Below are 23,389 nucleotides of genomic sequence, written 5' to 3' on the forward strand. Positions count from 1 at the left end.
GCCGAGAGCCGTAGTGTTGGCCCAAGGACGAGGGAGTCTGAACTGACGATCGCTCAGCAGGGAGACGAAGCGTGATGGAGCTCGACGGTACGCCGCAGCTGCGCGATCCTGTCCTGATCGCGGCGTTCGAGGGCTGGAACGACGCCGGCGAGGCCGCCACCGCCGGTATCGAGCACCTCGAACGCGAATGGGAAGCCACCCCGGTGGCGGCACTCGACCCCGACCAGTACTACGACTTCCAGGTCAACCGGCCGCAGGTCAGCGTCGACGAAACCGGGACCCGCAGCCTCCAGTGGCCCACCACGCGCCTGTCCGTGGTCACGCTCGAGGACGCCGACCGCGACATCATCCTGCTGCGCGGCATCGAGCCCAACATGCGCTGGCGCGGGTTCTGCGCCGAGCTGCTCGCCACCGCGGCCGACCTCGGCGTCGAGCAGGTCATCACGCTCGGCGCGCTGCTCGCCGACGTCCCGCACACCCGTCCGGTCCCGGTCACCGCCTCGGCCAGCGACCCCGAGCAGGCCGAGCGGCTCGGGCTGGAGACCTCCAAGTACGAGGGACCCACCGGCATCGTCGGCGTCTTCCAGGACGCCGCCACCAAAGCCGGGCTCGACTCCATCTCCCTCTGGGCCGCCGTTCCCCACTACGTCGCCCAGTCCCCCTGCCCCAAGGCGACACTCGTGCTCATGCAGCGCGTCGAGGACGTCCTGCGGCTCCCGGTGCCCCTGGGTGATCTGGTCGAGCAGACCGAAGCGTGGCAGCACGGCGTCGACGAACTCGCCGAGGAGGACTCCGACGTCGCCGAGTACGTCCGCCGGCTCGAAGAGGCCCGCGACACCGTCGACCTCCCCGAAGCCTCCGGCGAGCACATCGCCCGCGAGTTCGAGCGCTACCTGCGCCGCCGGGACAACTGACCCTAACCACTCGTCCCGGCCTGGAAATGATCACGTGCACCATGGGTACTCCCGCTCCACCATGAATGCTTGCCCGGTGGAGCGGGAGTTCGCCTGAGGGTGGCCTCGGGCGGCGCTGTCCACAGGGCTCACGGATCCGCCCGGCAGTCCACAGATCGCCGTATCGGGGTTCCGTCCGCGACGGTTTCCAGGGACGTTCGGTGCCCATGGACGAACACCTCCGCGGCCTCGCCGCCAGCCAGGGCAACGTCGTACTGCGACGGCAGCTCCTCCGAGCCGGCTACTCCGACAACGAGCTCTACCGCCTCCGTCAGCGCGGCGAGCTCGTCCCGATCAGGCGCGGCGCCTACGCCGAGACCCGGGTCTGGGAGACGCTCGACGCGTTCGAGCGCCACAAGACGCTCGTGCGGGCCGTCATGATGCAGCTCGACCAGCCGGCGGTGCCGAGTCACGTCTCGGCGGCCGTGATGTGCGGGCTCCGGGTGTGGAATGCTGATCTGTCGCTCGTCCACGTCACCCGTGCCGACCTGCATTCGCCCCGGCGCGAGGCCGGCGTCGTCCACCATGCCGGCCCCCTCACCGACAGTGACCTCGTCACCGTCGTCCACGATGTCGTCGTCACCGCCCCGCACCGCACCGCGCTCGACATCGCTCGCACGGTCGGGTTCGAAGCCGCGATCGTCGTCGCCGACAGTGCCCTGGCCCAGCTGGACCATGATCGCGGCCTCCTGCTCCGTACCCTCGACGGGATGCGTGACTGGGCCGGCGCACGGGCGGCGGGCCGGGTGGTGGAGTTCGCGGACGGGTTGTCCGAGTCGGTCGGCGAGTCGCGGGCCCGGGTCCAGTTCGAGCGGGTGGGCCTGCCGCGGCCGCGGCTCCAGGTCCCCGTGGCCGTTCCCGGGCAACCCCAGGATCGGGTGGACTTCCTGTTCGAGGAGCAGCGCACGGTGGTGGAGTTCGACGGACGCGTGAAGTACGGCAGGCTGCCGGGGCCTGGCGAGGACGCCGCCGACGCCGTGTGGCGGGAGAAGGTGCGCGAGGACCGCATCCGCGATCAGGGGTACCGCTTCGCCCGGGTCGTCTGGGCTGATCTGTATCGCGACGACGTCGTCCGGGCCCGTCTGCGTCGCGCCTTCGGGCGCCTGGGGCGACGCGCCGCGTGAGGGCGCTGGGCACCTCCCCCTAGGCGTGTGTTCGCCTCACCAGGCAAGCATTCATGGTGAGGCGGGAGCACCCATGCCGAACGTGATCATTTCGCCAGGGAGATGCCGAGGAGGGTGTCGATGACGCGGGTGGCGAGACCAGGGGCGTCGGGGTCGGCACCCGGGGTCGCGGCCCACTCGTCGACGGCGGCGAGGGCGCCCGGGCTGTCGAGGTCGTCGGCCAGCCGCTCCCGCACCGCCGCCAGCAGCCTCGACGCGTCGGCGCCGGCCGGTGCGGCCGCGGCGGCACGCCACCGCTCCATCCGCTGCTGCGCCGTGGTCAGCACGTCCTGCGACCATTCCCGGTCGGCTCGGTAGTGCGTCGCCAGCAGGGCCAGCCGGACCGCGGCGGGTTCCACGCCCTCGTGGCGCAGCTTCGACACGAACACCAGGTTGCCCAGCGACTTGGACATCTTCTCGCCGTCGAAACCGACCATGCCGGCGTGGACGTATGCCGTCGCGAAGGAGCCGGCGACGACGTGTGCGTGCGACGCGGACATCTCGTGGTGCGGGAATGCGAGGTCGTTGCCGCCGCCCTGGACGTCGAACGGCACACCGAGGTGCTCCATGGCGATGGCGGTGCACTCGACGTGCCAGCCGGGGCGGCCGGCGCCGAACGGGCTGTCCCACGACGGCTCGCCGGGCCGGGCCCGCTGCCAGACCACCGGGTCGAGGGGGTCCTTCTTGCCCGGCCGGTCCGGGTCGCCCCCGCGCTCGGCGAACAGCTCGTGCATCTGCCGCTCCGACAGCCCCGCCACGGAACCGAACGCTGGGTCGGAGCGCACCGAGAAGTAGAGGTCGCCGTCGACGTCGTAGACCGACGACTCCATGCGCTGGATCAGGGAGACGATGAGCGGGATCGCCTCGACGGCGCCGATGTACCGATCCGGCGGCAGCACGCGCAGCCAGGCCATGTCCTCGGTGAACAGCTCGGTCTCGCGGTCGGCGAGTGCCCGCCAGTTCTCCCCGGTCTCGGTGGCCCGTTCCAGCAGGGGGTCGTCGATGTCGGTGACGTTCTGCACGTAGGCGACGCCGTGGCCGGCGTCGCGCCAGGCCCGGTTGAGCAGGTCGAACGCGAGGTACGTGGCCGCGTGCCCGAGGTGCGTGGCGTCGTACGGGGTGATGCCGCAGACGTACATGGACGCCGTGGGGCCGGGTTCCACGGTCCGCGGGGAGGCCGTCGCCGTGTCGTACAACCGCACGGGCAGCCCGGTCCCGGGCAGGGCCGGCAGGTCGGGGGCAGACCAGACTCGCATGATTGAAGAGCCTAGGTGGTCAGAACACGGGCCAGGGAACCGGCATCCGCCCCTCGGGACTGGGCAGGGCTCCCCGGGCCAGCAGGACGTCGACCCGCTGGGCGGTCGCGGCCACCTCGTCGTCGTCCAGCAGACCGCCCAGGGTGGCACCCAGCGGGCCGTCGAGCAGCGTCCGCACCGATTCCAGCTCGGCCCGTTCGCCGGCGGTGATGGGTTCGCCCGCCCAGCCCCACAGGACGGTGCGCAGCTTGGGCTCGACGTTGAAGCAGACGCCGTGGTCGACGCCCACGATCGCGGCCAGCCCCGAGGCGACGGCGGGGTCGGCGGCCAGGACATGCCCGCCTTTGCGGTCGGCGTTGTTCACGACGGCGTCGAACAGCGCCAGCCGCCGCAGGCCGGGGTCATCGGCATGGACGAGCACCACCGGGTCGCCGTCCCCGTCGACCGCGTGCAGGATGGGCAGCCAGCCCTCCCCCGCGGCACCGGGCGCGACGACGTCCACCCACGACGGGGCCGGCGCGGACGGCTGTTCCATCCACGCCTGGCACATGCCCGGTCCGAATGGGCCGTCGGGCCGGAACACCGTCGGCGGCACGACGTGCCACCCGGCGGCCCGGGACAGCTCGTACGCGGCGACCTCGCGGGCGGCCAGGGTGCCGTCGGGGAAGTCCCAGAGCGGCTGTTCGCCCCGGATCGGCTTGTAGACGCAGCGCACCGTCTGCTCGCCGTGGCTAACCTGCCCGACGAGGGTGAGGTTGGACGCGACGACCAACCGCCCTTCGACCGTCAGCTCACCGTCGCGCAGCAGGCTCAGCAGGTCCACGCGGGGTCAGTCCCGCCGCCGGTAGCCGTTCTGGCGTGGGCAGACGTGACCGGCCGGGTCGAGCGGCAGGCTGCACAGCGGGCACGGCGGCCGCCCGGCCGCGACGACGGCCTGGGCGCGTTTGGCGAACGCCCGCGCCTCCTGCCCGGACAGCCGCACCACCATGACGTCGCGGTCGGATTCGTCGGGGTCGTCCGGCGGCTCGCTCTCGTCGTCGGTGACGGCGTAGGCGGCGACGACGACCCGTTCGGCGTCGGTGTCCCAGGACAGCGTCATGGCGCCGACCCGGAACTCCTCGACGATGGGCTGCTCCAGCGGGTCGAGGTCCTCGGTGTCCGGTGGCGCGACCGCCGGCACGGACGTGAGCCCGCCGGCCCGGCGAAGGATCTCGTCGAGCATGGCGTCGACCCGCTCGGCGAGCACCGACACCTGCTCCTTCTCGAGCAGAACGCTGATCAGCTGGGTGGCGTCGCGTGCCTGGAGGAAGAAGGAACGCTCGCCGGGGCGCCCGACGGTGCCGGCGACGAACCGGTCGGGCGAATCGAATCGGTACACCTGCGCGACCACGGCTGCAGCCTATCTCGGGCCACGCGGCGCGCGTTGATCACCTGTCAGCGCGGCGCGGCCGGGCTGCTCAGCCGCCCGGCTCACGTGCCCGCGCCACCGCCGACGACGGCGTCGCCGGCGGGCACGCTGCGCTGCTCCTGCCGGGCAGGCGGGGCCAGGAAGCCCAGGTCGCCGCTGACGTCGTTGAGGCGCAGCACGAACGGGCGGTGCTCGGTGTAGGAGACGACGGTGACCGAGCAGGGGTCGATCACGATGCGCTGGAAATGGTCCAGGTGCATGCCCAGCGCGTCGGCGACGACGGCTTTGATGACGTCGGCGTGGGACACCGCCAGCCACACCGCCCCGGCGCCGCCGTCCGTGGCGGCCAGCCGGGTGTCGTGGTCGCGTACCGCCGCCACGGCCCGTTCCTGCACGGCGCGCAGCGACTCGCCGCCTGGGAAGACCACGCCGGAGGGGTGGTCCTGCACGACCTTCCAGAGCCGTTCCTCGCGCAGCTCGGCCAGCGGCCGCCCGGTCCAGCTGCCGTAGTCGCACTCGGTGAGGCGGTCGTCGATGACGACGTCGCGGCCGGCGGCGATGCCGCGGGCGGTCTCGGCACAGCGTTCGAGCGGGCTGCTGACGACGGCCGCGGGCCGCGCCGCCCGCAACCGCTCCGCGAGCCGGACGACCGCGGCCCGGCCGTTCTCGTCGAGGGCGACTCCGGGGGTCCGGCCTGCCAGCACGCCGGCCGCGTTCGCGGCGGTCCGGCCGTGCCGTACGAGGACGACTGTTGGCATGTCCGAAGCCTACGAGGCGTCGGCAGCACCCGAACATCTGGGCGATTTGTTCCAGTTGGCGGTTACCTCGGCGTACATTGAGGTGGGCCAAGGGGGTCGCAATGGGCGTCAATCTGGGCTAGGTATGTCTGGGACGAACGTTGTCGCCGGTGGGCCGTACGGCCGAACCGGCGGCGCGGGCCGGGCGGAGGGAGACACGACGCGGTATGCGGTGCCTCGAACGTCAGCGGAGGGTCGCGGTGGCGGCCGCGACGAGCTTCGCCCTGGCCCTGGCCATCACGCCGGCCCGGGCCGAGCCCACTCCGGACCCGGACTCCCCAACCCCGACGGTCACCACGCAGCCGCCGACGGCCACCACCCAGCCGCCGGCTGAGACCGAACAGCCGACGACACCCCCGACGACGCCGCTACCCACCACACCACCCGCGACACCGCCCGCCGGCACGCCGGCCCCGCCCGACCCGCCGCAGCCGCCCAGGCCGCCGAACACCGACGAGGAACCGCCCGCACCACCGGCCGACCCGAACGAGGCCTACGAGCAGGCGCTCCAGGGCGCCCAGACGGTGGCCGTCGCCGAGGCGCAGCGGCTGCTCTCCCAGGTGATGGGCGATCTCGACACCGCCCGCGCGTCGTTCGCCGAAGCGTCCGCGGCCGCCGACGACGCCCGCGCCACCGACGTGCAGGCGCGCCAGCAGCTGGCCATCGCCGCCGAAGCCGTCGCCCGCACCCAGCGGCAGATCGACGAGCTCAGTGCCCGCACCGAGTCCACCCGCAACTCCTTGGGTGCGCTGGCCCGGCAGGCCTACCAGGGCAACAACCTCAGCGCTCTGGGTGTGGTGCTGGCGGCCGAGACGCCGGACGAGCTGGCCTCGCGCTACATGGGCATGCGGGCGATGCTGCGTACCGGCAGTGCCGCGCTCGAGCAGATGGCCGTCGACCAGGCCGAGCTGAGCAACGCCCACGCCCGGCTGGAGGCACAGCGCCGGCAGCGGGAGCGAAGCGCCGACGCCGCCAGTGAGTCGCTGGCCGCCCGCGAGGCCGCCGAGCAGGCAGCGCTGGCCGCACAGCAGGTGCTCGACGACACCACCACGCTGGTCAACGCGGCGTTGCAGGCCGCCGAGCAGGCCAAGCTCGAGGACTACCAGCGGCACATGGAGATGTTGCAGCAGTCCACCGCGGTCGGCGAGATGCTGACGGCCGTCGACTACGGACCCGGCTACGGCACCGGCACGTTCGTCCGCCCGGCCACCGGCCCGACGACGTCGGAGTACGGCCAGCGGCTGCACCCGATCCTGGGTTACGTGAAGATGCACACCGGTCTGGACTTCGGCCGCGGCGACGGGCGCATCTACGCCGCCGACGCCGGCACCGTCGTCGAGGCGCGCTGGAACAACGCCTACGGCAACATGGTGATCGTCGACCACGGCATGGTGAACGGCCAGCGGCTCACCACGATGTACGCGCACCAGACCGACCTCATGGTCCAGCCGGGCCAGCGGGTCGAGAAGGGCCAGTACATCGGGAACATCGGGTCGACGGGCTACTCGACCGGGCCGCACCTGCACTTCGAGGTGCGCCTGGACGGGCAGCACACCGACCCGTGGCCGTGGGTGTCGAACGCGCCGCTGCCGGGCAGCTGACGCCGTCGTTCCAGCGGCCAGGCCGGTCAGTCGCGTAGCAGTTCGGCGAGCTGCTTGGCCACCGCCGCGGTCTCGATCAGGAAGCCGTCGTGGCCGTAAGGTGAATTCACCACCCGCACCTCGCCGCTGCGGGGGATGGCCGTGGCCAGTTCCTGCTGCTGCCACAGCGGGTACAGCCGGTCGGAGTCGATCCCGACGACGACGGTCTCCGCGCTGACCCGGGCCAGCGCCGCCGGGATGCCGCCGCGGCCACGGCCCACATCGTGGGTGTTCATCGCCTCGCTGAGCACGATGTAGGAGTTGGCGTCGAACCGACGCACCAGCTTGGCGGCCTGGTGGTCCAGGTAGGACTCGACGGCGAACCGCCCGCCCGCGGCGGGGTCCTCGCCGTCCTGGGGCAGGCGGCCGAACCTGGCCTGGAGCTCCGGCTCGCTGCGGTAGCTCAGGTGGGCGATGCGGCGGGCGACGCCCAGCCCTGCGGACGGTCCGCCACCGGGGCCGGCGTCGTAGTAGTCGCCGCCGCGAAACCTGGCGTCGGCCCGTACCGCGTGTGCCTGGGCCGAGCACAGGCCGATCTGCTCGGCCGATGCCGCGGCGCAGGTGGCGGCGAGCAGCAGCCCGCTGACGCGGTCCGGGTGGGTCACCGCCCACTCCAGCGCCCGCATCCCGCCCATCGACCCGCCGACGACCGCGGCCCAGGTGTCCACCCTCAGCACATCGGCCAGCAGGGCTTCGGCGGCCACCTGGTCGCGCACGGTGATCCGCGGGAAGCGGCCGGCCCACCGCCGCCCGTCCGGCGCCCGCGACGACGGCCCGGTGGTTCCCTGGCAGCCGCCGAGGACGTTCGGGGCGACGACGAAGTACCGATCGGTGTCGATGGCCCGGCCGGGGCCTACCAGTTCGTCCCACCATCCGGGTGTGGGGTGGCCGGGACCGGCGGGGCCGGCCACATGGCTGTCGCCGGTGAGTGCGTGCAGGACGAGGACGGCGTTCGACGCGTCCGGTGCGAGGGTCCCCCAGGTCTCGTAGGCGACCCGGACACCGGGCAGCGTCGTCCCGGACTCCAGCCGGAGGTCACCCGCGTCGGCGAACCTCCTGTTGCCGAGTGGGTCGCCCTCGTCCCAGGCACCGCTGGCCGCCGGGTCCCCGACTGCTTGCTCAGTCACCTCAGCCCTTGACCGCCCGCAGGCCCGCCTCCAGGTCCGCGAGGATGTCCCCGATCCCCTCCAGTCCGACGGCCAGCCGGACCTGCCCTGCCGTGACGCCGGCACTGAGCTGCTCCTGCGGTGAAAGCTGCGAGTGCGTGGTGCTCGCCGGGTGGATGGCGAGGCTGCGCACGTCGCCGATGTTCGCCACGTGGCTGAACAGCTCCAGCGAGTCGATGAACGTGCGACCGGCTTCGATCCCGCCGGGCAGTTCGAACGTCAACACCGCGCCGGCGCCATTCGGCAGATACTTCTGGGCGGTGGCATACCACGGACTGGACGCCAGGCCGGGGTAGTTGACCGAGGCGACCTCGTCGCGGCCTGTGAGCCACTCGGCCACCGCCTGCGCGTTCTGTACATGGCGCTCGAGCCGCAGGCTCAGCGTCTCCAGCCCCTGGGCGAGCAGGAACGCGTTGAACGGCGAGATGGCCGTACCGAGGTTGCGGAGGAACTGCACGCGGGCTTTGGCGATGTAGGCCGCCGGGCCCAGAGCATCGGCGTACACCAGGCCGTGGTAGCTGGGGTCCGGGGTGGTGAACCCGGGGAACCGGTCGCCGTGCGCGGCGTAGTCGAAGCTGCCGCCGTCGACGACGACGCCGGCGATCGCGGTGCCGTGCCCGCCGATGTACTTGGTCGCCGAGTGCACGACGACGTCCGCGCCGAAGGCCAGCGGCCTGAGCAGATAGGGGGTTGCGATGGTGTTGTCGACGATCAGCGGCACGCCCACCTCGTGCGCGACGGCGGCCACGGACTCGATGTCGAGGACGTCGCCCTTCGGGTTACCGATCGTCTCGCCGAAGAACGCCTTGGTCCGGTCCGTGACGGCGGCACGCCACGTCTGCGGGTCGTCCGGATGCTCGACGAAGCTCACCGAGACACCCATCTTCGGAAAGCTGTGCCGCAACAGGCTGTCCGTGCCGCCGTACAGGCTGGCCGACGCCACGATGTGGTCGCCGGCTTCGGCGACGTTGAGCAGAGCCGCGGTGGTGGCACTCTGGCCGGACGAGACCAGCAGGGCGCCGACACCACCCTCGAGGCTGGCCAGCCGCTGCTCGACGACGTCCTGTGTCGGGTTCATGATCCGTGTGTAGATGTTGCCCGGCTCGGCCAGGCTGAACAGGTCCGCGGCATGTTGCGTGTCGCGGAAGGCGTAGGACGTGGTCTGGTAGATCGGCAACGCCCGGGCACCGGTGGCGCTGTCCGGGGTCTGGCCGGCGTGGATCTGGCGGGTCTCGAAGGACCACTGGTCGCTCATGCTGCTCCTCGGCAGGGTGGGTGTGACGGACGCGCGGCGGCGTGCTCCGGGCTGCGCCGTGCTCAGGACTCGGCCCGCGCGTACGCGGCGACGCGCGGGAGCTGTGGAGAGGCCGGCCAGGTCAGCGACACAGGCGGCTGGGTGCGCACATGGACTCGACGGGACGGCGACGGGTCAACGTGGGCGCGAACATGGCGCCATTCTTCCCGGAGGATCGCCCAGCCGCCCAGGCGACGTTCATGATGTGAGATTCACGTCTCACATATCGGTGATTCTGGTCGGTCACGCGCTCCAGGTTCCGGTCGCCAGCATCGCGAAGGTGAACAGCCCCAGCGCGATGCGGTAGACGATGAACGGCGCGAAGGACCGCTTCTCCAGCCACGACATCAGCCAGGCGATGACACCGAGGCCGACCAGGAAGGCGATCACCGTCGCGAGGATCGTCGGCCCGACACCGATGACGGACCCCTCCGCCATGGCGCCCGGCCATTCGAAGATGCCCGACCCGAGGACGGCGGGAATGGCCAGGAGGAACGCGAACCGGGCCGCCGCCGCGCGGTCGAGGCCGAGGAACAGGCCCATGCTGATGGATGCTCCCGACCGCGAGACGCCGGGGACCAGCGCCATCGCCTGCGCGAACCCGATGAGGACGGCGTCCTTGTACGTGAGCGCGGCGACGGGGCGTTCCTTGCGGCCGACGCGGTCGGCGACGCCGAGGATGATGCCGAGTACCACGAGCGTGGTGGCGATGATCCACAGCGAGCGGAAGTCGTCGCGGATGATGTCCTGCAGGAGGTAGCCGAGCGCGCCGATGGGGATGGTGCCGATGATGACGAACCAGCCCATGCGGGCGTCCTGCGGGTCGTAGTTCTGCTTCCGGCGCCGGCGCCCGCGCACCGGCCCCGATGCGGACCCCGATCCCGACGAGGCCAGCGCACTGGACGCCGACGCACCGGACGCGACCGACGACCGCGTGAAGAGCGACCGGAACCAGGCGCTGACGATCCGGCCGATGTCACGGGCGAAGTACAGGATGACCGCTGCCTCGGTGCCGATCTGTGTGACGGCGGTGAAGGCGGCGCCGGGGTCGTCCCAGCCGAACAGCTCGGGGTAGATGCGCAGATGCGCGCTGGACGAGATCGGCAGGAACTCAGTCAGGCCCTGCAAGATGCCCAGGACGGCAGCCTGAAACCACTCCATCTGACCGTTCGACTCCTCTGTTGCCCGCTCAGGACGCCAGTCCGGCCGCGTCCAACGCCTCGGCGACGGTTCGCAGCGTGGCCATCCGCTGATCGAGATCGCCCGCGTGGGCTGCGACGGACAGCGTCGTCACGCCGGATTCGGCGTAGGCGTGCAGCCGGTCGCGGATCCGCTCCGGCGGCCCGATCAGCGCGGTCCGGTCGACGAACTCCAGCGGAACGGCCGCCGCGGCCTCGCGGTGCTTTCGGTCCAGGAAGAGGTCCTGGACGGCGCGGGCGGCGGCGCCGAACCCCATCCGGACGGCGAGTGCGTTGTAGAAGTTCTGCTGCCGGCTGCCCATGCCGCCGAGGTACAGCGCGGAATAGGCGCGGATGGGCGCGGCACAGGCGTCGAGGTCGTCGCCGACCGCGACCGGCACGGTGGGGACGACGTCGAAGCCGTCCAGCGTGGCGCCGGTCTTCTCGCGGCCGGCGCGGATCAACTCCAGCGAGTCGGCGGCATGCTCGGGTGCGTAGAACACACCCAGCCAGCCGTCGGCCAGCTCACCTGTCAGTTCGAGGTTGCGCGGGCCGATCGAGGCCAGGTACAGCGGGATGGACGGCCGCGCCGGGTGCACGGTCAGCTGCAGCGACTTGCCGGGGCCGTCGGGCAGCGGCAGCTGCCAGTGGTCGCCGTCGTAGGCCAGGCGCTGCCGCGAGAGCGCCAGCCGGACGATGTCGACGTATTCGCGGGTGCGGGCCAGCGGCCGGTCGAACCGGACACCGTGCCAGCCTTCGGAGACCTGCGGGCCGGAGACGCCGAGCCCGAGCCGGAACCGCCCGCCGGACAGGGTGTCCAGGGTGGCGGCGGTCATGGCAGTGGCGGCGGGCGTGCGGGCCGGGATCTGCATGACGGCGCTGCCGACGTCGATGCGCTCGGTCTGCGCGGCCACCCAGGCGAGCACCGTGGGCGCGTCTGATCCGTAGGCTTCCGCCGCCCAGACGACGCTGTAGCCCAGCCGGTCGGCTTCCCTGGCCAATGCCAGGTTGTCGGCGTTGTCGCCGCCGCCCCAGTAGCCGAGGTTGAGCCCCAGCCGCATTCGTCACCTCCCGAACACCGTTCGTCGCTGCCGCGGACTCTACCCGTCCGGCGATCCGCACCCCGCGTCCGTGTCCCCACCGGGTAGCCTCGCGGCGTGGAACAGCGACGACTCGGGGGAAGCGGGCTGTCGGTCTCGCGGCTGGGCCTCGGCACCATGACGTGGGGACGCGACACCGACCAGCACGACGCACGGGAGCAGCTCACGGCGTTCGCCGCTGCCGGTGGCACCTTGCTGGACACCGCGGCGGGGTACGGCGACGGCGAGAGCGAGCGCCTCATCGGCACGCTGCTGGACACGGCGGTGCCGCGCGCGGACCTCGTCATCGCGACCAAGGCGGGCATCTCTCGATCCTCGTCGCAGCAGGTCGTGGACGTCTCGCGCAAGGCGCTGCTCGATCAGCTCGACGACTCCCTCGACCGGCTCGACCTCGACTACGTCGACCTCTGGCAGGTGCACGACTGGAGCAACGCCGTCCCGCTGGAGGAGACCCTCGGGGCGCTGGAGTACGCCGTCACGTCCGGCCGGGCCCGCTACGTCGGAGTCTCCAACTACGCCGGCTGGCAGACCGCCGCGGCGGCGGTGCACCAGCGGGCGGTCGCGGGCGCCCAGGCCCCGCTGGTGTCCACCCAGGTCGAGTACTCGCTGGTGCAACGCGGCATCGAGCGTGAGGTCTTGCCTGCGGCGCAGCGGCTGGGGCTCGGCGTGCTGGCGTGGTCGCCGCTCGGGCGGGGCGTGCTGACCGGCAAGTACCGCAGCGGCACGCCGGCGGACTCGCGCGCGGCCACCGCCCATCTGGCACCGTTCGTCGACCGCTACCTGGACGGCGCCTCGGCGAAGATCGTGGACGCGGTCTGCACCGCAGCCGACGGGCTCGACGCGCTGCCGCTGGAGGTGGCCCTGGCGTGGGTGCGCGACCGGCCCGGGGTGACCTCGGCCATCGTGGGCGCCCGTACCGCCGCCCAGCTGCGCGACGTGCTCGGCACCGACGACCTCGACCTGCCGCCGGAGATCCGCGCGGCCCTGGACGAGGTGTCCGCGGTCCCGATCGGCTACCCGGAGAACCGCTCGGTCACCCCGCCTCGGTGATCACCCGAGGTCGTCGTCGGTGTGGATGACCTCGTCGACGCGGTACACGAGCAGCTCCTCGTCGGCGACGGCGAACGGTTCGGTCGTCAGCGTCTCGTCGTCGCCGGGTGCCAGCGCCTGCACCCACACCGTGCCACCGCGCGGCCGCAGCCCGGAGTCCTCGGCCCGCTCGTCCAGGCCGTCCACCCCGTAGGCGTGCAGCATCTGGTAGAGCGCCCGGCCCGGATGCGACACGTCGGCGACGGCCGACTCCGCCGGGTCGCGCGGGTACAGCTCGCTGTACGCCTCGCGGCCGGCCCCGAGCAGGGAGTCGGTGTCGTCGATCTCGTAGTCGCGGCGGACCAGCACGCCGACCTGGGCCGGGGCGGCGTCGTCGGCCTCGAACTCCGGGTCGGCGGGGTCCTCCGGGAACTCCCAGGGGGTGACCTCGTCGGTCACGTCGTAGAGCAGGTTGTCGTACCGATCGGCGGCGTTGCGCAGCGCGCTGTAGGCGGAGATGACCGCCGGATCGGTCTCGCCGGTGCGGGCCAGACAGGCCTGCAGGTGGGCTTCCAGGGCGTCGGTGAGTTCGTCGAGCGCGGACTGCAGGCGCTCGATGTCGTGCGGCGGCGTGGTCACAGTGCACGACCGTACCCGCTGTGGCCATGGCAAGATACGTGAATGGAATGGTCGGTGGCGACGAGTCGCAGCTCCCGGTTCGCGCAGGCCACCGAGTACGAGTACCGGCACCTGTTCCTACCCCGCACCACCTCGCGCGGTGCTGCCCGCCGGCTGCTCACCGAGCACGCGGAACACGGCCACTGGGAACTCGCACGCCTGCGCCTCAACCCCGACGGCACCCGCAAGGTGGTGCTGCGACGCAAGATCCTGCGGGTGCGGCCGACGCTCTGAGGCTGCCGCGCGCCGGTGCGCGGGTCGGCAGCCGGGTCAGGCGAGGTCGAGCAGGCGGTCCAGGACGCGGGCGCCGAACCGGAGCCCGTCGACCGGTACGCGCTCGTCGACGCCGTGGAACATGCCGGCGAACTCCAGGTCCGGTGGCAGCCGCAGCGGCGCGAATCCGAAGTTGCGGATGCCCAGCAGGCTGAACGACTTCGCGTCGGTGCCACCGGACAGGCAGTACGGGACGGTCTGGGCGCCCGGGTCCTCCGCACGCAGCGCCTCGCCCATGGCCTCGACGAGGGCGCCGTCGAACGACGTCTCGACCGCGATGTCACGGACCACCGACTCGCGCTTGACTCGCGGTCCCAGGATGGAGTCGAGGGTCTCCTGGAACTCCTCTTCGTACCCGGGCAGGAAGCGCCCGTCAACATACGCCTCGGCCTTGCCGGGAATGACGTTGTGCTTGTACCCGGCCCGCAGGATGGTCGGGTTGGTGGTGTTGCGCAGGGTGGCCCGGACGATGCGCCCGGCGTCGCCCAGCGCGCCCAGCAGGGCCTCCGGGTCGTCGGGGTCGAACTCCAGGCCGAACGCCTGGCTGGCCTCCTCCAGGAACGCCCGCACCGTGGGTGTGAGGCGGGTCGGCCACTCGTAGCGGCCCAGCCGGGCGACCGCCTCGGCCAGTTCGGTGACGGCGTTGGCGGTACTGACCATCGATCCGTGTCCGGCCCGGCCCTCGACCGTCAGGCGCATCCAGTCGATGCCCTTCTGCGCGGTCTCGACGAGGTAGAGCCGGTGGTCGTCGCGGACGGTGACGCTGAAGCCGCCGACCTCGCTGATGGCCTCAGTGACGCCGTCGAACAGCTCTGGCCGGTGGTCGACCGCCCAGTGGGCCCCCAGCACCCCGCCGGCTTCCTCGTCGGCCAGGAACGCCAGCACCACGGGGCGAGCCGGCCGCCGCCCGGTGCGCAGCCGGTCGCGCACGACGGACAGGATCATCGCGTCCATGTCCTTCATGTCGACCGCGCCGCGGCCCCAGAGGCAGTCGTCGGCGAGCTCGCCCGAGAACGGGTCATGGCTCCAGTCCGCCGCGTCGGCCGGCACCACGTCGAGGTGACCGTGCAGCAGCAGCGCATCGGTGCGAGCCGGGTCGGCGCCCTCGATGCGGGTGACGACGGTGGTGCGCCCCGGCGCGGCCTCGAAGACGGTGGTCTCCAGGCCGACGTCGGTGAGCTTCTCGGCGACGTACTCCGCCGCCTTCCGCTCCCCCGGGCCACTGTCGTCGCCGAAGTTCGAGGTGTCGATGCGCAGCAGGTCGCGGCAGAGGTCGACGACCTCGGCGTCGGGCGAACCTGCGGCGGGCGTCGAGGCGTCGGTCATCCGCCTATCCTGGCATGCCGCCAGTACTGCCTCTTCTCCTCGTCCCGGACGACGACACCCATCCGGCCCAGCTCGTCCCGCAGCTCGGCGGCGTCCTCCTTCTCGCCCTTCTCCAACGCCCGCTGCCGCGCCTTGAGCACGGCGTCGGCGCCGGCCGGAAGGTCCGGCGTCTCCGGCACCCACCGGCGGTACGCGTCGCGGTGCGGGTCGGTGGCGCTCCACGGATATCCGTGCGTGGTGAACGCCGCCTCCAGCCGGCCCGCGGGCAGGTCTGACGCCTCCCGGGCCAGCTCCTCGCCGCCGCGGCCGAGCAGCACCAGGGACTTGCCGTCCACGAAGACCGTGCGCACGTCGGCCCGGTCGACGGTGCGGGTGGTGCCGTCGCGGGTCAGGGTCACCCGGCCACGGTCGACGCCCACCCGCAGGGCTTCCCCCTCTGCGGTCAGTGCCAGGACGATCCCCAGCACGACGCCGGCCGCCACCGCGATGACGGTGCCCTGGGGTTGCGGCAGTTCCGCCACCACCCGCGCCGGGCCGAAGTCCGGGACCCAGTCGACGTCCAGGATCCATTCCGCCACCGGCCGCAGTGCCAGTCCGAGCAGGCTGCCGGCGACGGGGAACCCCACCCAGACGAGTACCGCTTCCCAGAGCGGGCGGCCGACGACGGTCTCGTCTCCGGCCGGCCCGTTCACCGGAACCACGCTCACTTCACCTCCGACCTCAGCACGCGCATCGTCCCCAGGACCAGCGGCAGGGCCAGCCACAGGGCGAGCGACGTGCCCAGCTGGCCCCACGCCTCGCCGGTCAGCTCACCGTCCAGGAGCACCGTAGTGGTCGTGGACAGGTCCAGCCATTCCGCCGGGGTCTTCAGGGCGGAGATGAGGCTCCCGAGGATCGTCCACGCCGTGGGCAGGACGAAGTAGAGCACGATGGCCAGCGGCGTGCTCAGAAGAGCGAGGCCGAACGCCGAGCCGACCAGGACGTTGACCACCTGGAACAGCAGCACCCGGCCGAGGCCCTCGAACCCGAACTCCCAGCTCGCCGACGCATCGGTGATGACCGGAGCGAGCAGGTTCGCCAACGCCGCCCACACGAGGCTGGCGGCGACGGCGGCCGCGGCCAGCACGGCGCTCGCGGCCAGCTTGGCGGTGACGATCCGCTCGCGCCGCGGCTCCAGCGCGAACGTCGTCAAGGTGGTGCGCTGCGACCACTCGCCGGTGACCGCCAGGATGCCGACGACGGGGAGCAGCAACCCGATGCCCAGCTGGGCGCCGCCGAAGAAGTCGGCGAAGTTCCGGTCGGCGGCGTCGCCGGTGAAGATCTGCACCACCACCATGGCGAGCGCGACCAGCGCGATGACGGCCATCAGCCAGAATCCGGCGCGCGTGTTGATGGCCTTGCGCAGCTCGACGAGGGTGAGCCGGGGCAGCGACGGCCGGGCGGTGCGGACGGGCCGGTGCGTACCGGCGGCGGGAACGGTCGTGAGGGCGGACATCAGGCGGCATCCTTCCGGGTGTCGTTCGACGTGAGGCGCAGGAACATCTCCTCGAGGCCACCGGAGTCGGCGGCGCGCAGTTCGAGCAGGACGATGCCCGCTGACGCGGCCGCCCGGCCCACGGTCTCGGCGTCGGCGGCCACGGCGAAGCCGCCGTCGCGGGTCGGCTGGGCGGACAGCCCGGCGTCGACGAGCACCTTCTCCAGGGCGTCCGGCTCCAGGCCGCGCACGTACAGACCGCCGGCCCGCAGCAGGTCGTCCTTGCCCCCGTCGGCGACGATCTTCCCGTTGCCGATGACGACGAGGTGGTCGGCAACGGCCTCCACCTCGCGCAGCAGATGCGAGGAGAGCATCACGGTGCCGCCCCGGTCGGCGAAGTCGCGCAGCACCCCGCGCATCCAGAAGATGCCCTCGGGGTCCAGGCCGTTCGCCGGTTCGTCGAGCATGAGCACACTCGGGTCGCCGAGCAGGGCGTGGGCGAGGCCGAGCCGCTGCCGCATGCCCAGCGAGTAGTTGCCGACCCGCCGCTTCTCCGGCGCGCCGGCCAGGCCCACCAGCTCCAGCATCGCCGTCACGCGCTTCTGCCCGACACCGAGCAGCTGCGCGGACAGGCTCAGGACCTCGCGGCCGGTACGGCCCGCATGCTGCGCCGAGGCGTCCAGCAGTACGCCGATGTGCCGGCCCGGGTTGGGCAGGTCACGGAACGCGACTCCGTTGACGGTGGTGGCGCCGGAGGTCGGCGGGGTCAGTCCGCAGATCATCCGCATGGTGGTGGACTTCCCGGCCCCGTTCGGCCCCAGGAAGCCGGTGACGGTGCCCGGCTCGCAGCCGAACGACACGTCGTCGACGGCGGTGAAGCCTCCGTAGCGCTTCGTGAGGTGCTCGACAGTGATCATGGCACCCACAGTGCCGCTCCGAGCAGCCGGTCCGCGTCGGCCGGCGGGCTGCCGTCGTGCGACCAAGGTCGAGGCGCCGATCGACCAAGGTCGCTACCCGCCCAGGTCGATCGGCTCGTAGCGTGGTGTTCCATGACGACGCCAGTGCCCGCGGACTCGGCCCGGCCGGCGCCCAGCCGGCCGGAGCTGCCGTCGCTGCTGCCGGGCATGCTGCTCGCCGACCCCGACCCCAGCGACACGCGTCATGGCCGGGCCCGCCGCTCGGTCCGCGACTGGGTGGTCGACTCCGTGTGCTTCGTGCTCGCCGTCGTCATCGGGCTCATGACGTTCGACGCGGCGATGACGACCGACCCGCCCGAGATCGTGCAGCTGGCCGACCTCGTCGTCGGAGCGGCGTTCTGCCTGACCCTGTGGTGGCGCCGGCGCTGGCCGGTGCAGCTGGCCGTCGCCGGCGCGGTGCTGGCCTCTGCGGTCGCGTCCAGCGCCGGCGCGTCGGTGATCCTGCTGTTCACGGTCGCGGTGCATCGCCGGTATGTGGTGGCCATCGCCGTCGCGCTGCTGCAGCTCGCCTCCGCCGCGCTCTTCTACGAGATCTACCCCGACCCGGAGCTCTCGTACCGCGGCACGATCGCCTTCACCGTCCTGCTGGTGGGCGCCGTCACGTTGTGGGGCATGTTCGTGCGGGCCCGCCGGCAGCTGGTGCTGTCGCTGCGGGAGCGGGCGTACCAGGCCGAGTCGGAGGCGGCGCTGCGGGTCGACCGGGCCCGGCATCTGGAGCGCGAACGCATCGCCCGCGAGATGCACGACGTCCTGGCGCACCGCATCTCGCTGTTGAGCGTGCACGCCGGCGCGCTGGAGTACCGCCCGGACGCGCCCGGCACAGACATCGCGAACGCGGCCTCGGTCATCCGGGCCAGCGCGCACCAGGCGCTGCAGGACCTGCGCGAGATCATCGGCGTGCTGCGGGCGCCGTCGTCCGACGACGACCCGGACCGGCCGCAGCCCACCCTGGCGCAGCTGCCGGCCCTGGTCGAGGAGTCCCGGCAGGCCGGAATGCGGGTCAGCGTCGTCGACGAGCTCACCGGCGACGGCGCCGAGCCGCCGCCCGCGGTGGCCCGATGCGCTTACCGCGTCGTGCAGGAGGCCCTGACGAACGTGCGCAAGCACGCCCGCGGCACCGGCGTCTGCGTGACCCTCACCGGAGGGCCCGGCGACGCCCTGGGGGTCGAGATCCGCAACCGGATGCCGGTCGGCTCGTCCGGCCGGTCGGAGATCCCCGGTACCGGCACCGGGCTCATCGGACTGGCCGAGCGGGTGGAGCTGGCCGGCGGCACCCTGGACCACGGGATCACGCCCGACGGCGACTTCCGGGTCCGTGCCTGGCTACCGTGGCCGGCATGACGGAGGTCGTGAACGTACTCATCGTCGACGACGACGCCCTGGTGCGGGCCGGACTGTCCATGATGCTGGCCGGAGTGCCCGAGCTGCGCATCGTGGGCGAGGCCGCCGACGGGGCGGACGTGCCGGCCCTGGTGGAGTCGACGAGGCCGGACGTGGTGCTGATGGACATCCGGATGCCCAAGGTCGACGGGCTGGCCGCCACCGAGGCGCTGCGCCGCCGCGCCGACCCGCCGGAGATCGTCATCCTGACCACGTTCGACACCGACGACCACGTCCTGCGGGCCCTGCGCGCCGGCGCCACCGGGTTCCTGCTCAAGGACACCCCGCCGGCGGACATCGTCGCCGCGGTCCGGCGCGCCGCGGCCGGCGAGCCGATCCTGTCGCCGTCGGTCACCCGTCAGCTCATCGCGCACGTGGCGGACGGCGACGACGGCGCCCGGCTGCGGCGGGCGGCCGAGCAGCTGGCGGAGCTGTCCGAGCGGGAGCGCGAGGTGGCCGTCGCGATCGCGCACGGGAAGTCCAACGCCGAGATCAGCGCCGAGCTGTACATGAGCGTCGCAACCGTGAAGGCGCACGTCTCGCGGGTGCTGACCAAGCTCGGCCTGAACAACCGGGTGCAGATCGCGCTGTTGGTCCACGACGCCGGCCTGGTCTGAGGACCGGCCCGGAAATGATCACGTGGACCATGGGTGTGTTCGCCTCACCAGGAATGCTTGCCCGGTGGAGCGGGAACGCCCATGGTCCACGTGATCATTTCGGGGCGGCGCGGGCGGACCACTCCGAGGCGAGCATCGCGTAGTCGTATTCGCTGGCCCACACGCCCTTGACGAACTCGTTGTCGACCAGGTGCGCCTCGCGCCGCATCCCCAGCCGCTCCATCAGCCCGGCCGACGCTGCGTTGGCGGCGTCGCAGCGGCCGATGATGCGCCGCAGCCCGAACGTCTCGAACCCCAGCCGCAGCATCTCGACCGCGGCCTCGTGCGCGAAGCCGTTGCCGTGGTGGTCAGGGTGGAACGCGAAGCCGATCTCACCGCGCCGGTGCTCCGCACTGGCCCACTCCAGCAGAACCTCGCCGGTGACGGCTCCGGTGTCGCGGCGGACGACGGCCAGGATGAGGCCGTCACCCTCACGGGCCAGGGTGCGGGTCTGCATCCGCTTGCCGAGCCCTTCCAGCGCCCGGCCCCGCGACCACGGCTCCCAGTACATGAAGCGTGCGACGTCGGGGTGGGAGTGCAGCTCGTACAGCGCGTCGAGGTCGTCCTCAGCGAACGGCCGGAGGTCGAGGCGGTCGGTGGCGATCGGGTACGCGGGTTCGGGCATCCGGCCATCGTAGGGGCGGTGCTGCTCGGGCGCCGCGTCCGTTTTCCGCCAGCTCCGCCGGGCCGTCGCGGGCACGCTGGGGGCATGACCACATACCGCTACCGCTGCATCCCGGCCGACGTCGCCGCCGCCCTTCGCATCCGTGACGACGCCGGCGAGACCCGGGCACCGTTCGTCGACGACGACGGCGGCGCACCGTTGCGCTGTTGCCTGCGCCGCAGCACACCGGGTGAGTCGATCGTGCTGGTGTCCTATGCGCCGCTTCGCCGGTGGGCGGCCGCGCACGGTGCCGCGCCTGGCGCGTACGACGAGATCGGTCCGGTCTTCCTGCACGCGTCGCCGTGTGCCGGACCCGACGGCGACGGTTTCCCGTCCGCGGTGGCCTCCGCGCGGCGGGTGTTCCGCGGGTACGACAAGCGCGGGCACATCATCGGCGGCCGCCTGGTCGATCCGGCGCCGGGCGCCGCACCGCTGGTGGCCGAGGCGGCTCTGGACGACCTGTTCGCCGATCCTGCCGTGGAGGTCGTCCACATCCGCGCGGTCGAGTTCGGCTGCTTCCACGCCGAGGTCCGCCGCGACGGATGATCGTGCGACGAGCGCCGGCCGCGTTAACGGCGGCTGGCCACGGGTACGGATCGATCATGTCGGAGACCACGTGGACTGAAGGACCCGGGCCGCTGCGCGACGTGCGCGAAGGCATGACGGTAGTCGACTCCGCCGGTAGCGAGCTCGGCACCGTCGCCGAGGTCAAGATGGGTGACGCCGAATCCGCCACCGGGCAGGGCCAGCAGCTGGAGCCCCCGGACGACCTCGTCACCGGCGTGGCGCGAGCGGTCTGGTCCGGCCCGGAGCTCCCCGATGGCGCAGCGGCGCGGCTGGTCCGGCTCGGCTACCTGCGCGTCGACCGCGCGTTCGCCCGCGACGTCTATGCAGCTGCGGACCAGGTCGAGGGCGTGCGGGAGGGCACCGTCGACCTCGCCGTCACCGAGGACCAGCTGGTCGCGGCCTGAGACCGGCGCTACAGGTACGACGGCCCGGTGACGCGGCGGCCGAACACGCGCCAGGTCACGACCTGGCCGATCAGCAGCAGCGGCAGGAGCGCGCAGACCGCCGGCACCAGCAGCGCGAGCGTGGTGCCGTCGGCCGCGCTCGCGGTCGGCGCCAGCCGGACCCCGGCGGCCAGGACGAGCGCCGTCATGGCGGTGCCTGTCAGCGCGAACGTCGCCCGGTCGCCGGCCGGGCCGGCCATCGGCCGGGCTCGCGACCGCAGCGGTTCGGTGAGCCGCAGGCTCGCGAACGCCAGCCCGTGCAGGGCGAACATCACGACGACGGCCGCGGCGAGCATCGCGGCTGCGGCGCCGGTGGCGACGGCGTCGGTGACACCGGACAGCAGGCCGGCCATGATCCAGCCCCATCCGGCGGCCACCGCCCAGCTGCCCAGCGTGACCGCGCCGTCGCAGATGGCCGGCCAGACCCGGTTGCCGGCACGGCCGCGCGACCACAGCCCCATGTCGCGCACCACCCACCCGGTCACCACGACGACGATCAGCGGGAAGAGGCCGCCGAACAGCTCCGCCTCCAGGCCGGGGAACGCGCCGACCAGCAGGCCCGCCGTCGCCACCAGCCACACCTCGTGGGCGAGGAAGAACGGCGCGACGGTCGCGACGACCAGCCGCCGTTCCCGCCCGTCCCGCCCCAGGTACGGCAGCAGCATGCCGACACCGATGTCGGCGCCGCCGAGCACGAAGTAGCCGACGGCGAAGAACCCCAGCAGCACCGCGGCGAGCGTCTCCATCAGCGTCCCTCCCCCACCAGTACCGGCGCCGCCACAGTCGGGGCGCCGACCCCGGAACCCAGGGCGCCCAACGCCACGGCGTCGGGGCCGCGCCGGGCCTGCCGGGCCAGCAGCCAGGTGTTGACCGCGATGAGCACCGCGAACACGGACACGAACGTGGCGAACGAGAACCGGATCGCCGTCGCGGACAGGTCCGACACCGCGTCCTCCGTCCGCAGCACCCCGTCGATGACCCACGGCTGCCGGCCGACCTCCCGGAACACCCGGCCGGAGATCATCGCGACATACGGCAGCGGGATCGCCACGATCAGCGCGACGTGCCACAGGCGGGCCGTGACGACGACCCGCCGCGACAGCGCCAGCAGCACGTTGAGGCCGGAGAAGAAGAACATCGCGGCGAACGCCATGAGCATGAGCAACGCGCCCACCCGGGCCAGACCGGCGCCGCCGCTGAACTCGTCCCACTTGTGCGGCTGGATCTCCTGGATCAGCTGCAACTGAGTGCCGCCTGTCACGGCGGACGCGAACAGCGCCGGCGTCGCGGTGAACACGCCATCCGCAGCGACCGGCCGAAGAACTCCGCCTCCCGGGTGCGGCGCAGCAGGTGCCAGGCGCTCACTCCGGCCAGGAAGAACCCGGCGGTCACCAGGGCCCCGGCCAGCACGTGCCAGAAGGCCTGGATCGCGCTGGGGTTGGCGAGCACGGCCGCGGCGTCGGTGAGCCGCACGCCGCCGCCGTCGCCGTCGACCTCGGCTCCGACAGGGTTCTGCATGAACCCGTTCGCCACGAGCACCCAGTACGCCGAAACGTACGCCGTCAGCGTCACCACCCAAATGGTGGCCAAGTGCGCCCACCGGTTCAGCCGGTCCCAGCCGAAGATCCACAGCCCGAGGAACGTCGACTCGACGAAGAACGCCACCAGCGTCTCCATCGCCAACGCCGCACCGAACACGCCACCGGCGGCGTGCGTGAGCCCGCTCCAGCTCAGCCCGAGCTGGAACTCCATGACCAGCCCGGTGACGATGCCCATCGCGTAGTTGATGACGTAGAGCTGGCCCCAGAACCGGGTCATCCGGGCGTGGAAGGTGCTGCGGCCCAGCGCGGCACGGGTCTGCAGCACGGCGACGACCGTGGCCAGGCCCAGCGTCAGCGCGACGAAGAGGAAGTGGGCGCCCGCGGTCAACGCGAACTGCAGGCGCGCCAGGTCCAGCACGTCCATGG

At 72.4% G+C, this 23,389-nt stretch carries 24 protein-coding genes and 1 pseudogene; 9 read left to right on the top strand and 16 right to left on the bottom strand.

The window, feature by feature from the left end; translation table 11 throughout:
* Positions 1-74: 74 nt before the first annotated feature.
* Entirely contained in the window at positions 75-914 is an 840-nt protein-coding gene (locus JIAGA_RS0114265) for a PAC2 family protein (protein WP_281172755.1), read from the top strand.
* A 206-nt stretch (positions 915-1,120) separates the two neighbouring features.
* Positions 1,121-2,077, top strand: coding sequence for a type IV toxin-antitoxin system AbiEi family antitoxin domain-containing protein (locus JIAGA_RS0114270; RefSeq protein ID WP_035812539.1), 957 nt, complete (start codon positions 1,121-1,123; stop codon positions 2,075-2,077).
* A gap of 86 nt (positions 2,078-2,163) precedes the next feature.
* Here the strand turns inward: JIAGA_RS0114270 and mshC are convergent, their stop codons facing one another.
* The 4 genes from mshC to JIAGA_RS0114290 all read right to left on the bottom strand — a co-directional run bounded on the left by mshC (position 2,164) and on the right by JIAGA_RS0114290 (position 5,538).
* Positions 2,164-3,372, bottom strand: coding sequence for a cysteine--1-D-myo-inosityl 2-amino-2-deoxy-alpha-D-glucopyranoside ligase (gene mshC, locus JIAGA_RS0114275; RefSeq protein ID WP_026876192.1), 1,209 nt, complete (start codon positions 3,370-3,372; stop codon positions 2,164-2,166).
* 19 nt (positions 3,373-3,391) lie between these two features.
* Positions 3,392-4,195, bottom strand: a complete 804-nt coding sequence (locus tag JIAGA_RS0114280; protein ID WP_026876193.1) for an SCO1664 family protein — start codon at positions 4,193-4,195, stop codon at positions 3,392-3,394.
* A 6-nt stretch (positions 4,196-4,201) separates the two neighbouring features.
* Positions 4,202-4,762, bottom strand: coding sequence for a DUF3090 domain-containing protein (locus JIAGA_RS0114285; protein WP_157553157.1), 561 nt, complete (start codon positions 4,760-4,762; stop codon positions 4,202-4,204).
* A gap of 80 nt (positions 4,763-4,842) precedes the next feature.
* Positions 4,843-5,538: an MSMEG_4193 family putative phosphomutase gene (locus JIAGA_RS0114290; protein ID WP_026876195.1), complete on the bottom strand. Its 696-nt coding sequence runs from the start codon at positions 5,536-5,538 to the stop codon at positions 4,843-4,845.
* A gap of 239 nt (positions 5,539-5,777) precedes the next feature.
* Between JIAGA_RS0114290 and JIAGA_RS33145 the strand changes: the two genes are divergently transcribed.
* Positions 5,778-7,178, top strand: coding sequence for a M23 family metallopeptidase (locus tag JIAGA_RS33145; RefSeq protein WP_157553159.1), 1,401 nt, complete (start codon positions 5,778-5,780; stop codon positions 7,176-7,178).
* A 26-nt stretch (positions 7,179-7,204) separates the two neighbouring features.
* On the opposite strand, the gene metX is transcribed toward JIAGA_RS33145, so the two are convergent.
* From metX to JIAGA_RS0114315, 4 genes are all read right to left on the bottom strand, one after another.
* Entirely contained in the window at positions 7,205-8,344 is a 1,140-nt protein-coding gene (gene metX, locus JIAGA_RS0114300; RefSeq protein WP_026876196.1) for a homoserine O-acetyltransferase MetX, read from the bottom strand.
* A 1-nt stretch (position 8,345) separates the two neighbouring features.
* Entirely contained in the window at positions 8,346-9,638 is a 1,293-nt protein-coding gene (locus tag JIAGA_RS0114305; protein ID WP_026876197.1) for a bifunctional o-acetylhomoserine/o-acetylserine sulfhydrylase, read from the bottom strand.
* 282 nt (positions 9,639-9,920) lie between these two features.
* The gene (locus JIAGA_RS0114310) at positions 9,921-10,838 is read right to left on the bottom strand and encodes an undecaprenyl-diphosphate phosphatase (RefSeq protein ID WP_026876198.1); all 918 of its coding nucleotides are present in this window, start codon (positions 10,836-10,838) and stop codon (positions 9,921-9,923) included.
* A 28-nt stretch (positions 10,839-10,866) separates the two neighbouring features.
* Complete coding sequence (locus JIAGA_RS0114315; protein ID WP_026876199.1) at positions 10,867-11,916, bottom strand: LLM class F420-dependent oxidoreductase; 1,050 nt, start codon at positions 11,914-11,916, stop codon at positions 10,867-10,869.
* A gap of 96 nt (positions 11,917-12,012) precedes the next feature.
* On the opposite strand from JIAGA_RS0114315, the gene JIAGA_RS0114320 reads away from it, so the two are divergent.
* Positions 12,013-13,005 carry an aldo/keto reductase gene (locus tag JIAGA_RS0114320; RefSeq protein WP_026876200.1) on the top strand — a complete coding sequence of 331 codons (993 nt, stop codon included), beginning with the start codon at positions 12,013-12,015 and terminating at the stop codon, positions 13,003-13,005.
* Here JIAGA_RS0114320 and JIAGA_RS33150 read toward each other — a convergent pair whose 3' ends face one another.
* On the bottom strand, positions 13,006-13,623 hold the full coding sequence (locus tag JIAGA_RS33150; RefSeq protein ID WP_051426086.1) for a hypothetical protein: 618 nt from the start codon (positions 13,621-13,623) through the stop codon (positions 13,006-13,008). It abuts the gene before it with no gap.
* 54 nt (positions 13,624-13,677) lie between these two features.
* Between JIAGA_RS33150 and JIAGA_RS29795 the strand changes: the two genes are divergently transcribed.
* Entirely contained in the window at positions 13,678-13,896 is a 219-nt protein-coding gene (locus JIAGA_RS29795) for a DUF5703 family protein (protein WP_245597183.1), read from the top strand.
* A 36-nt stretch (positions 13,897-13,932) separates the two neighbouring features.
* Here the strand turns inward: JIAGA_RS29795 and JIAGA_RS0114335 are convergent, their stop codons facing one another.
* Genes JIAGA_RS0114335 through JIAGA_RS0114350 form a run of 4 tightly spaced genes read right to left on the bottom strand, consistent with a single transcriptional unit; the run spans position 13,933 to position 17,652 of the window.
* Complete coding sequence (locus tag JIAGA_RS0114335) at positions 13,933-15,261, bottom strand: M20/M25/M40 family metallo-hydrolase (protein WP_026876201.1); 1,329 nt, start codon at positions 15,259-15,261, stop codon at positions 13,933-13,935.
* Entirely contained in the window at positions 15,258-15,962 is a 705-nt protein-coding gene (locus JIAGA_RS0114340) for a YqeB family protein (RefSeq protein ID WP_026876202.1), read from the bottom strand. The genes JIAGA_RS0114335 and JIAGA_RS0114340 overlap by 4 nt, the downstream gene beginning before the upstream one ends.
* A 2-nt stretch (positions 15,963-15,964) precedes the next feature.
* Positions 15,965-16,756: an ABC transporter permease gene (locus tag JIAGA_RS0114345; RefSeq protein WP_026876203.1), complete on the bottom strand. Its 792-nt coding sequence runs from the start codon at positions 16,754-16,756 to the stop codon at positions 15,965-15,967.
* Entirely contained in the window at positions 16,756-17,652 is an 897-nt protein-coding gene (locus JIAGA_RS0114350; RefSeq protein WP_026876204.1) for an ABC transporter ATP-binding protein, read from the bottom strand. The genes JIAGA_RS0114345 and JIAGA_RS0114350 overlap by 1 nt, the downstream gene beginning before the upstream one ends.
* Before the next feature lie 132 nt (positions 17,653-17,784).
* Between JIAGA_RS0114350 and JIAGA_RS0114355 the strand changes: the two genes are divergently transcribed.
* Positions 17,785-19,053, top strand: a complete 1,269-nt coding sequence (locus tag JIAGA_RS0114355) for a sensor histidine kinase (RefSeq protein WP_051426088.1) — start codon at positions 17,785-17,787, stop codon at positions 19,051-19,053.
* Positions 19,050-19,709, top strand: coding sequence for a response regulator (locus JIAGA_RS0114360; RefSeq protein ID WP_211239659.1), 660 nt, complete (start codon positions 19,050-19,052; stop codon positions 19,707-19,709). Before JIAGA_RS0114355 ends, JIAGA_RS0114360 begins: the two co-directional genes overlap by 4 nt.
* Positions 19,710-19,803: 94 nt before the next feature.
* Here the strand turns inward: JIAGA_RS0114360 and JIAGA_RS0114365 are convergent, their stop codons facing one another.
* A complete protein-coding gene (locus JIAGA_RS0114365; RefSeq protein WP_026876207.1) occupies positions 19,804-20,373 on the bottom strand; it encodes a GNAT family N-acetyltransferase in 570 nt (189 codons plus the stop codon).
* Positions 20,374-20,457: 84 nt separating this feature from the next.
* Between JIAGA_RS0114365 and JIAGA_RS0114370 the strand changes: the two genes are divergently transcribed.
* Both JIAGA_RS0114370 and JIAGA_RS29800 read left to right on the top strand, forming a co-directional pair.
* Positions 20,458-20,958 carry a DUF1203 domain-containing protein gene (locus JIAGA_RS0114370; protein WP_026876208.1) on the top strand — a complete coding sequence of 167 codons (501 nt, stop codon included), beginning with the start codon at positions 20,458-20,460 and terminating at the stop codon, positions 20,956-20,958.
* A 56-nt stretch (positions 20,959-21,014) separates the two neighbouring features.
* On the top strand, positions 21,015-21,383 hold the full coding sequence (locus tag JIAGA_RS29800) for a hypothetical protein (protein ID WP_051426089.1): 369 nt from the start codon (positions 21,015-21,017) through the stop codon (positions 21,381-21,383).
* An 8-nt stretch (positions 21,384-21,391) separates the two neighbouring features.
* Here the strand turns inward: JIAGA_RS29800 and JIAGA_RS0114380 are convergent, their stop codons facing one another.
* Together JIAGA_RS0114380 and JIAGA_RS36350 are read right to left on the bottom strand one after the other, a co-directional pair.
* Positions 21,392-22,168, bottom strand: coding sequence for a cytochrome d ubiquinol oxidase subunit II (locus JIAGA_RS0114380; protein WP_026876209.1), 777 nt, complete (start codon positions 22,166-22,168; stop codon positions 21,392-21,394).
* Positions 22,168-23,387 (bottom strand): annotated as a pseudogene (locus JIAGA_RS36350) (cytochrome ubiquinol oxidase subunit I). The gene JIAGA_RS0114380 and the pseudogene JIAGA_RS36350 overlap by 1 nt, the downstream one beginning before the upstream one ends.
* Positions 23,388-23,389: the final 2 nt, after the last annotated feature.

Source organism: Jiangella gansuensis DSM 44835, from assembly GCF_000515395.1.
Taxonomy (GTDB): Bacteria; Actinomycetota; Actinomycetes; order Jiangellales; family Jiangellaceae; genus Jiangella; species Jiangella gansuensis.